The organism is Burkholderia sp. KBS0801 (genome assembly GCF_005937855.2).
In the GTDB taxonomy this organism is placed as follows: domain Bacteria; phylum Pseudomonadota; class Gammaproteobacteria; order Burkholderiales; family Burkholderiaceae; genus Burkholderia; species Burkholderia ambifaria.
In genome coordinates this window covers 125,545-138,606 of sequence record NZ_CP042179.1, presented here as the reverse complement: position 1 = coordinate 138,606, position 13,062 = coordinate 125,545, and the positions used below count along the sequence as shown (strand labels likewise).

Annotated in this window: 9 protein-coding genes and 1 pseudogene; 4 read left to right on the top strand and 6 right to left on the bottom strand. The window is 67.3% G+C overall.

All coding sequences use genetic code 11. The annotated features are described in order from the left end of the window. The first annotated feature begins 97 nt into the window (after positions 1 to 97). From acs to proP, 3 genes are all read left to right on the top strand, one after another. Positions 98 to 2,092, top strand: a complete 1,995-nt coding sequence (gene acs / locus FFI87_RS30115; RefSeq protein ID WP_186381772.1) for an acetate--CoA ligase — start codon at positions 98 to 100, stop codon at positions 2,090 to 2,092. A gap of 227 nt (positions 2,093 to 2,319) precedes the next feature. Continuing rightward, the gene (locus FFI87_RS30110) at positions 2,320 to 3,387 is read left to right on the top strand and encodes a porin (protein WP_138850815.1); all 1,068 of its coding nucleotides are present in this window, start codon (positions 2,320 to 2,322) and stop codon (positions 3,385 to 3,387) included. A 514-nt stretch (positions 3,388 to 3,901) separates the two neighbouring features. Further along, the gene (gene proP / locus FFI87_RS30105; protein WP_138850814.1) at positions 3,902 to 5,371 is read left to right on the top strand and encodes a glycine betaine/L-proline transporter ProP; all 1,470 of its coding nucleotides are present in this window, start codon (positions 3,902 to 3,904) and stop codon (positions 5,369 to 5,371) included. A 78-nt stretch (positions 5,372 to 5,449) separates the two neighbouring features. Here the strand turns inward: proP and FFI87_RS30100 are convergent, their stop codons facing one another. The 6 genes from FFI87_RS30100 to FFI87_RS30075 form a co-directional block, all read right to left on the bottom strand. Further along, a complete protein-coding gene (locus tag FFI87_RS30100) occupies positions 5,450 to 6,274 on the bottom strand; it encodes an alpha/beta fold hydrolase (protein WP_138850813.1) in 825 nt (274 codons plus the stop codon). A gap of 185 nt (positions 6,275 to 6,459) precedes the next feature. Further along, entirely contained in the window at positions 6,460 to 8,019 is a 1,560-nt protein-coding gene (locus FFI87_RS30095; protein ID WP_138850812.1) for a methyl-accepting chemotaxis protein, read from the bottom strand. 84 nt (positions 8,020 to 8,103) lie between these two features. Continuing rightward, positions 8,104 to 9,195 carry a lactonase family protein gene (locus tag FFI87_RS30090; RefSeq protein WP_138850811.1) on the bottom strand — a complete coding sequence of 364 codons (1,092 nt, stop codon included), beginning with the start codon at positions 9,193 to 9,195 and terminating at the stop codon, positions 8,104 to 8,106. Positions 9,196 to 9,300: 105 nt separating this feature from the next. After that, a complete protein-coding gene (locus tag FFI87_RS30085; protein WP_138850810.1) occupies positions 9,301 to 10,653 on the bottom strand; it encodes a TRAP transporter large permease in 1,353 nt (450 codons plus the stop codon). Positions 10,654 to 10,657: 4 nt separating this feature from the next. After that, complete coding sequence (locus tag FFI87_RS30080; protein WP_012372229.1) at positions 10,658 to 11,236, bottom strand: TRAP transporter small permease; 579 nt, start codon at positions 11,234 to 11,236, stop codon at positions 10,658 to 10,660. Further along, positions 11,233 to 12,219 carry a TRAP transporter substrate-binding protein gene (locus FFI87_RS30075; protein ID WP_138850809.1) on the bottom strand — a complete coding sequence of 329 codons (987 nt, stop codon included), beginning with the start codon at positions 12,217 to 12,219 and terminating at the stop codon, positions 11,233 to 11,235. The genes FFI87_RS30080 and FFI87_RS30075 overlap by 4 nt, the downstream gene beginning before the upstream one ends. A 510-nt stretch (positions 12,220 to 12,729) precedes the next feature. Between FFI87_RS30075 and FFI87_RS30070 the strand changes: the two are divergent. Then, a pseudogene (locus FFI87_RS30070) lies at positions 12,730 to 12,957 on the top strand (endopolygalacturonase); the annotation flags it as partial. Positions 12,958 to 13,062: the final 105 nt, after the last annotated feature.

Below are 13,062 nucleotides of genomic sequence, written 5' to 3'. Positions count from 1 at the left end.
TAGCACGACAGTAAGCACACACGCCGCTCCGTTCGAATATCCGTGCGATTGGCATGCAAGTTGCGTTTCAACCGTCAGGCCACACACTACGATTTCCATGGAGAACACCTTGACCGCCATCGTATCGATCCTTCAGGAACGCCGGATCTTCGAACCGACGGCCGACACGCGCGAGCGCGCAACCATTTCCGGCATGCCGGCCTACGAGGCACTCGCCGCCGAAGCCGAGCGCGATTACGAGGGCTTCTGGGCGCGTCTCGCCCGCGAAGGCCTTTCGTGGCACAAGCCGTTCACGAAGGTGCTCGACGAGAGCGACGCGCCGTTCTACAAGTGGTTCGACGACGGCGAACTCAACGCGTCGTACAACTGCCTCGACCGTCACGTCGAAGCCGGCAACGGCGAGCGCGTCGCGGTGATCTTCGAGGCCGACGACGGCACCGTCACGCGCGTCACCTACGCCGATCTCCTCGCACGCGTGTCGCGCTTCGCGAATGCGCTGAAGAAACGCGGGATCGCGAAGGGCGATCGCGTCGTCATCTACATGCCGATGTCGATCGAGGGCATCGTCGCGGTGCAGGCCTGCGCGCGCATCGGCGCGACCCACTCGGTCGTGTTCGGCGGCTTCTCCGCGAAATCGCTGAACGAGCGGCTCGTCGACGTCGGCGCGGTCGCGCTGATCACCGCCGACGAACAGGCGCGCGGCGGCAAGACGCTGCCGCTCAAGAGCATCGCCGATGAAGCGATCGCGATGGGCGGCTGCGACGCGGTGAAGAGCGTGATCGTCTATCGCCGCACCGGCGGCAAGGTCGACTGGCACGCCGGGCGCGATCTGTGGATGCACGAACTCGCCCACGCCGAGTCCGACACGTGCGCGCCGGAATGGGTCGGCGCCGAGCATCCGCTGTTCATCCTGTATACGTCGGGCTCGACCGGCAAGCCGAAGGGCGTGCAGCACAGCACCGGCGGCTACCTGCTGTGGGCCGCGCAGACGATGAAGTGGACCTTCGACTGGAAGCCGACCGACGTGTTCTGGTGCACGGCCGACATCGGCTGGGTCACGGGCCACACGTACATCACGTACGGGCCGCTCGCGTGCGGCGGCACGCAGGTCGTGTTCGAGGGCGTGCCGACCTATCCGGACGCCGGGCGCTTCTGGAAGATGATCGCCGATCACAAGGTCACCGTGTTCTATACCGCGCCGACCGCGATCCGCTCGCTGATCAAGGCCGCCGAAGCCGACGACAAGGTCCACCCGAAGAGCTACGACCTGTCGAGCCTGCGCATCATCGGCACCGTCGGCGAGCCGATCAATCCGGAAGCGTGGATGTGGTACCACAAGCATGTGGGCCAGGAGCGCTGCCCGATCGTCGATACGTGGTGGCAGACCGAAACCGGCGGCCACATGATCACGCCGCTGCCGGGCGCGACGCCGACGGTGCCGGGTTCGTGCACGCTGCCGCTGCCGGGCATCATGGCCGCGGTGGTCGACGAGACCGGCCAGGACGTGCCGAACGGGCAAGGCGGGATCCTGGTCGTCAAGCGGCCGTGGCCGGCGATGATCCGCACGATCTGGGGCGACCCGGAGCGGTTCAAGAAGAGCTATTACCCGGAGGAACTCGGCGGCCGGCTGTATCTGGCCGGCGACGGCACGGTGCGCGACAAGGACACCGGCTACTTCACGATCATGGGCCGCATCGACGACGTGCTGAACGTGTCGGGCCACCGGCTCGGCACGATGGAGATCGAGTCGGCGCTGGTCTCGCATGAGCTGGTGGCGGAAGCGGCGGTGGTCGGCCGTCCGGACGACACGACGGGCGAGGCGGTGGTCGCGTTCGTGGTGCTGAAGCGTTCGCGTCCGGAAGGCGAGGAAGCGGCGGCGCTCGCGAAGACTTTGCGCGACTGGGTCGGCAAGCAGATCGGGCCGATCGCGAAGCCGAAGGACATCCGCTTCGGCGACAACCTGCCGAAGACGCGCTCGGGCAAGATCATGCGGCGCCTGCTGCGCTCGCTCGCGAAGGGCGAGGCGATCACGCAGGACACGTCCACGCTCGAGAACCCGGCGATCCTCGACCAGCTCGGCCAGTCGCTCTGAATCACGAGGCCGGCACCGGCCGGCCTCCCCGACTTCCTCGACGCACGCGCGTTCCGGCGCCCATCCGGGGCATGAACGCGTCGCGCGCGGCCGACACCCGGCCGCGCACGTGCGTCCCGCCGCGCCCCACCCTGCGTGCGCGGCCTGCACGACGGCCCCCGCCATGCGCGGCGTCCGTCACATCCCTGTTCGATGCATGGACGTACAACAACACTGGAGACATCCCAATGAAAAACAGAATCGTGATCGGTTGCGCCGCGCTGGCGGGCGCAATGGCCAGCACCGGCGCCTTCGCGCAAAGCAGCGTGACGCTGTACGGCAACCTCGACGCCGCATTGCTGTACACGAGCAAGACGCTCGATGCCGCCACCGGCGCGAACGCAGGCCATCAGTTCGCGATGACCGACACCGGCATGACGCCGACGACCTTCGGGATGACCGGCACCGAGGATCTCGGCGGCGGCCTCAAGGCGAAATTCCAGCTCGAAAGCGGCTTTGCCGTCACCAACGGCGCGTTCGCCCATTCGAACGGCAACTTCTTCGGCCGCCAGGCGTGGGTCGGGCTCGATGGCGGCTTCGGCACGCTCAAGGCCGGCGTGCAGTACTCGCCGTTCCTGCTCGCGATTTTCGATTCGGATCCGCGCAACTTCTCGCACTTCGGCAGCGGGCTGATCAACTACGTCGACAACGTGCTCGTGACGGGCCTGTTCAACCCGAACGCCGTGTCGTATACGAGCCCGACGATCGCCGGCCTCACCGGCAGCGCGATGTTCGCGTTCGGCGGCAAGGCCGGCGACTTCCAGGCCGGACGCCAGTATTCGGCGAGCGTCAAATACGAGCACGACGGCTTCATGATCAACGCCGCGTTCTACGACGGCAACGACGGCACCAACCCGACGCCGACGCCGAGCACCGTCGCGTTCGTCGGACGCACGATCGGCGCCGCGTACCGGTTCGGCCCGGTCACCGCGAAGGCGTCGTTCGCGAGCTACAAGGTCGGCGGATCGTTCAGCAACAACGTGTACGGCGGCGGCCTCGACTACCAGGCGACGCCGGCCGTCGACCTGAACGGCGGCGTCTGGTTCACCAGCGATCGCAACGACACGGCCAATCACTCGCTGCTCGCGGCCGTTGGCACGACCTACAGCCTGTCGAAGGCCACCGCGCTGTACGCGCAGGTCGCGATGGTCAACAACCACGGCGCGATGAATACCGGGCTCGGGATCAACAACGCGCTTTACGCGGTCACCGGGACGACCGTCGGCGCGAACCTCGGGATTCGTCACCTGTTCTGATGTGCGCGGGCGGCGGTTGCCTTCGTCGAACTGCCGCCTTGCTGCATTCGCAGTCCGAAGCATCTTGCGCCGCGTTCGGCGTGCGATGGCGCGACCGCGCGTCCGGATTCGGCGCGGCTTCCATCGCGCGTGCGCATCCGTGCATGACGTATCGGCCGCGTCCAGCCCGCACGATTACGCGACGTGCCACGCCCCTCGTGTCGCGGCTCCGGTATAGACCACCATCGACGCTGCCCGGACCGCCGGACCTTGCCGGGAGCCGGCACGACGAGTTGCCCGCCTGCGCCATCCGTGTCGTTTACGACCGGTTTCCGGGCGCATGACCGATAGTCCGCTTTCCCCGTTTCTCTACACTGCTTTACACCAACACACCCTTGCCGGGTGTCGCGTGGCGCGCGCCGCGCCCTCGACATCACGGCGATCCAGAGACAACCGCCTTCGTCCCCGACGGGTCCGCGCCCGCCCCCCGTGCGCCCGCTCGGCCGGCCGCGAAGGCTCCTTCCAGGAGCGTTCCTTGAGTTCATCGCAAGCGCACCCCGCGAAAGCCCGGTCTTCGCGCAAGGCCCTGAAGCTGGACGACATCACGATCGTCGACCCGGCCGTCCTGAAACGCGCGGTCGGGGCCATGGCGTTCGGCAACGCGATGGAATGGTTCGACTTCGGCGTCTACAGCTATATCGCCGTCACGCTCGGCAAGGTGTTCTTCCCGTCGAGCAGCCCGTCCGCGCAGCTGCTCGCGACCTTCGGCACGTTCGCGGCCGCGTTCCTCGTGCGCCCGCTCGGCGGCATGGTGTTCGGCCCGCTGGGCGACCGCATCGGCCGCCAGCGCGTACTCGCCGCGACGATGATCATGATGGCCGTCGGCACCTTCGCGATCGGCCTGATCCCCAGCTACGCGTCGATCGGTATCATGGCGCCCGTGCTGCTGCTCGTCGCCCGCCTCGTGCAGGGCTTCTCGACCGGCGGCGAATACGGCGGCGCCGCCACCTTCATCGCCGAGTTCGCGACCGACAAGCGCCGCGGCTTCATGGGCAGCTTCCTCGAGTTCGGTACGCTGATCGGCTACACGCTCGGCGCGGCCACCGTCGCGGTGCTCACGGCCACGCTGTCGCAGGATGCGCTGCTGTCGTGGGGCTGGCGCGTGCCGTTCTTCATCGCCGGGCCGCTCGGCCTCGTCGGCCTGTACGTGCGGCTCAAGCTCGAGGAAACGCCCGCGTTCAAGAAGGAAGCCGAATCGCGCGAAGCGGACGAGCGCTCGCGCCCGAAGCAGTCGTTCGGCACGCTGCTCGTCGAACAGTGGAAGCCGCTGCTCCAGTGCGTCGGCCTGGTGCTGATCTTCAACGTGACCGACTACATGGCGCTGTCGTACCTGCCGAACTACCTGTCGGCGACGCTGCACTTCAACGAGACGCACGGCCTCTTCATGGTGCTGATCGTGATGGTGCTGATGATGCCGATGACGCTCTACGCGGGCCATCTGTCGGACCGCGTCGGCCGCAAGCCGGTGATGATGGCCGGCTGCGTCGGCCTGCTCGTGCTGTCGGTGCCGGCGCTGCTGCTGATCCGCACGGGCGGGATGCTGCCCGTGTTCGGCGGGATGCTGATCTACGGCACGCTGCTGTCGACTTTCACCGGAGTGATGCCGTCCGCGCTGCCCGCGCTGTTCCCGACGCGGATCCGCTACGGCGCGCTCGCGATCGGCTTCAACGTATCGGTGTCGCTGTTCGGCGGCACGACGCCGCTCGTCACCGCATGGCTCGTCGATCGCACTGGCGACCTGATGATGCCGGCCTACTACCTGATGGGTGCGTCGTTCATCGGCATCGTGTCGGTGCTCGCGGTGCGCGAAACCGCGCGGCGGCCGCTGCCCGGTTCCGCGCCATGCGTCGCGAGCCGTGCGGAAGCGCAGGACCTGATTCGCCGCGGCGCCGACGAAGGCCGCGTGCGCGACCGCAAGTTCACGCCGATCGGTGAACGCGCGTAACACGCGCAACACACAACACGCAGGCCCGCATCACACGACGCCGCGCGGCATCCGCCGCCGGCGTCGCGCGCATGACGGTCAGCCCGCCGCGAGCAGCTGTTCGTCGAACCAGTCGAGCAGCATCCGCGTGACGAACGCGGGATTCTCCAGGTTCGAGATATGGCCGGCGTCCGGCACCAGCGTGTGGCGGCAGCCGATCACGCTCGCCATCTTCACCGTCTCGGACGGCGGGCGCGCCATGTCGCCCGCGCCGCACATCAGCAGCGTGCGTTCGCCGTCCAGGTCGGCGAGCGCGGCCAGCGTATCCGGTCGCCCGAAGATCAGCCGGCCGAGCGGGCCGATCGATTCCCGCAGCCGGTCGGCCGGCAGCTTCGCGAGCGCCGCGCGAAACGCGCTCGGCACCGGGTCGGCGAGGTTCACGTCCGGCCGGAAGAACAGCGGCACGATCGCGTCGAGCAGCGGCGGCACGATGCTGCCGGCGGCCTCGATCGCATCGAGCATCGCGAAGTAGCGCAGCCGCGTCGCGTCGGGCTCGGCCTCGAGCGACGCATCCATCAGCACGAGCGAGCGCACGCGCCGCGGTTCGCGCAACGCGAGCCGCGCGCCCCACATCCCGCCGACGCTGAGCCCGACGACCGCGCATTGCTCGATCTCCAGCGCATCGAGCAATGCGCTCGCGTGTGCGGCGAGATCGTCGAGCGTCTGCGTTCCGGCGGGCAACGGACCCGACGCGCCATGCCCCCACAGGTCCGGCACGATCACGCGATAGCGGGTGGACAACGCGTCGATCTGCGGCGCCCACATCGCCGCGTCCCACAGATAGCTGTGCCCCAGCAGCACCGGAAAGCCGGTGCCGTGATCCTGGTAATGCAGCGTGTTGCCGTGAACGATTCGAGTGGGCATCGGGCCTCCGGATATGACGATGATTCGGCAGTCGCCCGCAAACGGGCGCTGGGTCGGTGGCGCGTTTCAGGAAACGCGGCGCCGCGCATCATCGCACAGGTAGGTGACGATGCGCACGACCGATCGCCGTCCGGTTCGCGAGGCGACGCAGCCGTGCGCGTCGTCACCGCCCGGTTGCTTCCCGTTCAGCACGCCCGCGCAATCCGGAACACCGACATCGCGGCCTGCATCGAACCGGCCTGCTGCTCGAGCGCGCTCGCGGCGGCACTCGCCTGTTCGACGAGCGCCGCGTTCTGCTGCGTCATCTGGTCCATCTGCGTGACCGCCTGGCCGACCTGATCGATACCCGCGCTCTGCTCGACGGTGGCCGTCGTGATCTCGGTCATGATCGTCGCCACGCGCCGCACCGACGACACGATCTCGTCCATCGCGCGCCCGGCCTGCGACACGAGCGCATTGCCGTCGCGCACGTCGTCGATCGACGCGCCGATCAGCTGCCGGATCTCGCGCGCGGCGCCCGCGCTGCGCTGGGCCAGCGTGCGCACCTCGCCCGCGACCACCGCGAAGCCGCGCCCGTGCTCGCCCGCGCGTGCCGATTCGACCGCCGCGTTGAGCGCGAGGATGTTGGTCTGGAACGCGATGCCGTCGATCATCGCGGTGATCTCCGCGATCTTCTGCGAGCTCGTGTTGATCACGCCCATCATGTCGACCGCGCGGCCGACCAGTTCGCCGCCCTGCTGGGCGAGGTCCGCCGCGCTCGCGGCGAGCGTGCTCGCCTGCTGCGCGTTGTCCGCGTTCTGACGTACCGTCGACGTCAGCTGCTCCATGCTCGCGGCCGTCTCCTCGAGCGATGCCGACTGCTGTTCAGTGCGGCTCGACAGGTCGAGGTTGCCCGCGGCGATCTCGCGCGCGGCCGTGTGGATCGCGTCGCTGCTGTCGCGCATGCCGGTGACCGTCGTCGCGAGGCCGGTCTGCATCCGCTTCATCGCCGCGAACAACTGGCCGATTTCGTTGCGGCCGGCATCGGGCACGTTCACGGTCAGGTCGTTCGACGCGATCCGGTCGAGCAGCGCGGCCGCGTTCGCGAGCGGCCGCGACACGATCGCGCGCAACGCGAAGTGCGTCGCGGCGATCAGCGCGAGCGCCAGCGCGACACCGATGCCGACCATCGCGACGATGCGCGTGTACGCGGCATTGTCGTCGTCGATCGTGTCTTCCGCCAGCTGGTTGGCCGTGCGCTGGAATTTCTCGACGTTCGCCGAATACACCTGGCCGGCGAGCGTGATTTCCTTGTCGTTGATCTCCGCATACGCGGCGGTATCGCCGTTGCGCAGCGCGTCGCTCGCGCGGGCGAGGACGCTCGCGAGATGCGTCGACGATTCGACCAGCGCCTGCTTCAGGTCGGCACCGAGGCTGCCGATCGGCGTGGTGTCCTTGAACGCCTGCGTTTCCTTCGCCGACAGATCGAACGTGCGCTGCGCGCTTTGCAAGGCCGAGTCGCGCTGCGCCGGGTCGTTGTGTTCCTTCAGTGCCGAATACGCACGTACGAGCGCCGAGCGGGTACGCGTGCTGTCCTTGTACGCATCGTTGACGAGCGACGTCTGCGTTGCGATTGCGTGCAGGCGCTTCGCATTCGTGTTCGCGCTGCCGAGCGCAACGACCCCGACGATGCCGCCGACGATGATCATCGCTGCAAACGTGGCCAGCACGGCGAGCAAACTGTTTTTTACCTTCAGATCGCGCATGGTGAATCGACTCTCGAAGTTATCCCTAGTCGGTTAACGACCGCGGCTGGTTCAACTTGAGTCGATTGCGCTTCGTCGCGCGGATCAGTTCGTCCCGTCGTACGTGACGATCTCGACCCAGTTCGCGCCCTTGCCGACCGGATACTTGCCGATCGCGTCGAGGTGGCCGGTGTGCCGGTCGATGCGATACACCGCGAGCGTCGGCGACAGTTGGCCGGCCGCGAGCAGATACGTGCCCGACGGATCGATCGCGAAGCCGCGCGGCTGCCGCTCGGTCGCGAACGTGCCGATCCGCGCGAGCTTGCCCGACGCCGCATCGACCCGGTACGCCGCGAGCGTGCTCGACGTGCGCTCCGACGCGTAGAGGAATTTGCCGTCCGGCGTCAGGTGCAGGTCCGCGCCCCACGGCTTGTCGCCATGAAAATCCGGCGGCAGGATCGACACGGTCTGGATAGGCCGCGCATCGGCGCCGCCATGCGACAGCGCCAGCACGTGCAGCTTGCCGTCGAGCTCGTCGATCAGGTATGCGAACCGCCCGTTCGACGAAAACACGAAATGGCGCGGCCCCGACTTCTCAGGCAGCCGGTAAGCTGGCTCGGCCGTGTCGGTCAGCTTGCCGGTCGACGCATCGAACGGCAGGCGCAGCCATGCGTCGGCGCCGAGCACCGACGCGAACGCGTAGCGGCCGTCCGGCGACTGGCGGATCGCATGCGCCATCGGCCCCGTCTTCACCGTCTGCTGCACGTCGCCGGCCACGCCGTTCTCGCCGATCCGGTTGACCGCGAGCAGGTTGCCGCCGTACGACGCGGAGAACAGGTAGCGGCCCGACGCATCGGTCGACACATACGCCATGCTGTCCGCGAGCGGCGCACGGCCCAGCTCGATCAGCCGCCCGTCGAGCGGATTGATCGCGAAGCTGACGACGCGATACGGCGTCGAGCGCAGCGCCGCGTACAGCCGATGATGATCGGGCGACAACGCCATCGGCATCACGGTGCCGTCGACCGGCACGGTTTCGATCGCGCGAAGCGCGCCGCTCGACATGTCGACGCCGAACACCGAGATGTCGCGGCTGTCACCGTTCGATACGTATGCATACGTCGCGGCATGCGCGAGCGATGCGGCCAGCGCGAATGCGGCGGCCGCGACGGCGCGCCATGCTGTCTTGTGGTTCATGGGGATACGCTATACGTGATACGCGATACGTGAAAAAAACCGTTGACGTGATGACGGCGCCGGACCACCACGGTCGTCCGGCGCCGCGCGAGGGAGAGCGCACGGTCAGAACACCGCATGGCCGCTGATCAGGCTCGGCAGCCAGGTCGAGAAGAACGGCATATACGTGACGATGTTGATCGCACTGAAGATCGCGAGGTAGTACGGCCACGCCATCTTCGTCGTCTCGCCGATCGACACATTGCCGATCGCGCAGCCGACGAACTGCACCGAGCCGATCGGCGGGTGCACGAGGCCGAGCGAGCAGTTCAGCAGCAGCATGATCCCGAACTGCACCGGCCCGACGCCGCACGCCATCGCGATCGGCAGGAACAGCGGCGTCGTGATCAGGATGTGCGCGGCCATGTCGACGAACGTGCCGAGGAACACCTGGATGATGTTGATGTACAGCAGCATCAGCCACGGCGCGGCGGTCGACTGCTTCAGCAGCCCCTCGATCGCATCCGGAATCTCCAGGTACGACATCTGGAAGCGCAGCATGTTCGACACGGCGATCAGCAGCAGCACGACGCCCGTCGTGCGCGCCGCATGCGACAGCGCACGGCGCAGCTTCGCGACGGTCAGCGTGCGGTACACGATCGCGGTCAGCACGAGCGAATAGACGACGGCGATCGCGGCCGCTTCGGTCGCGGTGGCAATCCCCTTCGCCACACATACGAGGATGATCGCGATCACCATCAGGCCCGGCACCGCGCCGACGAAGCTGCGCAGCACCGCATACCAGCCCGGGAACGACGGCAGCGCGGACGAGCCGTCGTCACGGCGCGGATAGCCGTGACGCACCGCTTGCCAGTACGCGGCGACGAGCACGAAGCCCATCACCCACAACACCGGCAGCAGCCCGGAGAACAGCAGGTCGCCGATCGACACGCCGCTCACCTGCTGGCCGTGCAGCATCCCGGTGATCCCCTGCGCGGCGAACGCGTAGATGATCATGTTGGTCGAGGTCGGCATCAGCGCGCCGGCGAGCGACGCGTGCGTCGTCACGTTGACCGCGTAAGCCGCGCTGTAGCCTTCGCGCTTCATCAGCGGAATCACCACGCCGCCCATCGCCGACGTATCGGCGGTCGGCGAGCCCGACACGCCGCCGAACAGCGTGCAGGCGACCACGTTGGCCATCCCGAGGCCGCCGCGGAAATGGCCGACGGTCGCCTGCGCGAAGCGCAGGATCCGGTCCGCGATGCCGCCATGCAGCATCAGCTCGCCGGAGAAGATGAAGAACGGCACCGCGAGGAACGAGAACGCGTTCATCCCCGAGATCATCGACTGCATCGCGGTCGCGATCGGCAGCCCTTCGACCATATAGGTCAGCACGCAGGCAATGCCGAGCGCGAACGAGACGGGCACGCCAAGCACGAGGAAAATCAGAAAACTGACGGACAGGATCGCGAGTTCCATGGCGTTATTGTCCCGACGAAGAACGACGAAGCGCGAGCAGGTGCTCGAGCGAGAAGAGGACGATCGCGATTGCCGCGGGAATCGTGATCAGGTAGCGCACGCCTTCGGGCAGCCCGATGATCGGGATGCGGTCGGCCATCGTCTCGGCGGCCATGCTGCCGCAGCCGACCATGATCGCGATCGCGAATGCGATCAGGCTCAGATGCTGGATCGCGATCACGACGGTGCGCGGGCCCGGCGACAGGCGCCGCACCAGCGAGTCGAGGCCGATATGGCCGCCGTCGCGCACCTTCATCGCCGCGCCGAACATCGCGATCACGATCACCAGCAGCAGCGCGATCGGCTCGACGAAATCCGGCGCGTTCTCGAACACGTAGCGCATCACCACCGCATAGAACACCAGCAGCGTGAGCGCCGCGAGACACAGCGACGCGATCACGGCCAGCGCGCGGAACAGCAGGTCGTTCGCGCAGCGCAACAGCGGCGCGGCCGCGCGCGGCCGGCCCGGCGCCGCACCGTCCGCGGCCGCCGCGTCCGGCGAGCCCACGGCCGCCGCGCCGTTGAGGGAAGTGCGACGGGTCACTTGGTTGCCTCGATCTCGTCGACGATCTGCTTCATCTGCGGCGTCTTCTCGTACTTCGTCCACAGCGGCTGCATCGCCTTCACGAAGGCCGCGCGGTCGACCTGCGCGGCCGGCAGGATCTTCGCGCCGCCCTTCGTCACCGCCTGCTGCGCCGACGCCTCACGCGCGGTCCACAGCTTCTGGTAGTACGGCACCGAATCGGCCGCGGCCTTCCTGATCGCGGCCTGCTCCTGCGGCGACAGCGTGTCCCAGATCTTCTTCGAGAACACCAGCACTTCCGGCGTCATCGCGTGCTGCGTCTCCGAGTAGTCGGGCGCCACCTCGAAGTGCTTGGTTTCCTCGTACGACGGCAGATTGTTTTCCGCCGCGTCGACCAGGCCCGTCTTCAGGCCCGTGTACACCTCGGCGAACGGCATCGGCGTCGGCGTGCCGCCCATCGCCCGGATCTCGTCGACCATCAGGTCCGATGGTTGCACGCGCACCTTCAGCCCTTTCATGTCCGCCGGCGTGCGCACCGGACGCTTCGCGTAGATCGAGCGCGCGCCGCTCTCGTAGAACGTCAGCGCGATCATTCCCTTCGCCGCGAACGCGTCGAGGATCTTCTGGCCGGCCGGGCCGTACATCGCCTTGCGGAAATGGTCGACGTCGCGGAACAGGAACGGGAACGACGGGATCAGCGACTCCGGCACGATCTCGTTGAACGACGCGCCGTTCACGCGCGCCATGTCGATCGCGCCGATCCGCACCTGATCGACCGTGTCCTTCTCGGAGCCGAGCGCGCTGTTGCCGAACACCTTGATCGAGTCCTTGCCGCCCGTGAGCTTCGACAGCTCGTCACCCATGAACTTGACCGCCATGTTGGTCGGGAAGCTGTCGCCGTGCACGTCCGCCGAGCGGAATACGCGGGCCTGCGCGGACATCGCGAAGCCGGCCATCAGCGCGATGGCCAGTGCGGTACGGGAGCGGGGGAATCGGTGCGTCATCGTCAGTCTCCTTGTTGGTTGTAGCTCGCCATTTGGCGGCGATTCGGGTGGCTTGCGCATACGTCTGGCTCAGGCCTTCGAGGAGCCGCAGTCATACGTTGTATGACGTGTGGGAGCGAATGTACGTCGGTTAATCGTTTAACTCACTTGGTGCATACCCCTATAAGCACCTCTGCAGCGAGTTCACGGCCGGATAAAGGGAAAAGCTTTCTCTGTTTGGCAGGATGCTTGCGAAACGTTTTCCGGAACGGGGCGTGTATTTGAATCGACGCGGGGTTGTGGCGTTTTCCGGGTATTGAGCGCCGTCTTTCGTTTCTTGCCTTGCGTTATAGGATGACTGATCACAAAGCGGCTACGGCCGCCGCCGTCGCCCGCCCGACTGACGCGATACCAACCCGGCAGCGTCCGCGCACGCTGCCTCACCAGCAGACATCCGTCATGAGATCCCGACTTTCCGGGTCGAGCGCCCGCCCGCGCGTGCTCGCCCTGTTCGCAGCGCTCGTCGCGACCGCCGCCGCGCCCGACGGGATCTCGACGATCGCATCCGCCGCGAACCTCACCCTGCACAACGTGAACCTGCCAGTGTTCGCGTCCACTGCGAACCGCGTCGTGGTGAACGGCGAGGCCACCCGCAACGCGCGTCCGGGCAACGTGCTCGACTGCAGCAAGGCGTTCGTCGACTTCCCCGGCATCGACCAGTCGAACCCGTTCGGCTCGACATGGGCGCCGTCGTTGTAATGACGATGCGATGACGTCGATTCTCCGATAGTCATGCGGAGCGTCGCGTCATCGGGCGGTGCGCCTGTCATGCGCTTCGGGCACGCGGGCCGGAGATGGCGCGTG

What these genes read in the sequence shown, in the direction of transcription:
- FFI87_RS30110 (WP_138850815.1), top strand. Translation starts at nt 2,320, where the DNA reads ATGAAAAACAGAATCGTGATCGGTTGCGCCGCGCTGGCGGGCGCAATG.
- FFI87_RS30095 (WP_138850812.1), bottom strand. Translation starts at nt 8,019, where the DNA reads ATGCGCGATCTGAAGGTAAAAAACAGTTTGCTCGCCGTGCTGGCCACG.
- FFI87_RS30100 (WP_138850813.1), bottom strand. Translation starts at nt 6,274, where the DNA reads ATGCCCACTCGAATCGTTCACGGCAACACGCTGCATTACCAGGATCAC.
- FFI87_RS30090 (WP_138850811.1), bottom strand. Translation starts at nt 9,195, where the DNA reads ATGAACCACAAGACAGCATGGCGCGCCGTCGCGGCCGCCGCATTCGCG.
- FFI87_RS30085 (WP_138850810.1), bottom strand. Translation starts at nt 10,653, where the DNA reads ATGGAACTCGCGATCCTGTCCGTCAGTTTTCTGATTTTCCTCGTGCTT.
- acs (WP_186381772.1), top strand. Translation starts at nt 98, where the DNA reads ATGGAGAACACCTTGACCGCCATCGTATCGATCCTTCAGGAACGCCGG.
- FFI87_RS30075 (WP_138850809.1), bottom strand. Translation starts at nt 12,219, where the DNA reads ATGACGCACCGATTCCCCCGCTCCCGTACCGCACTGGCCATCGCGCTG.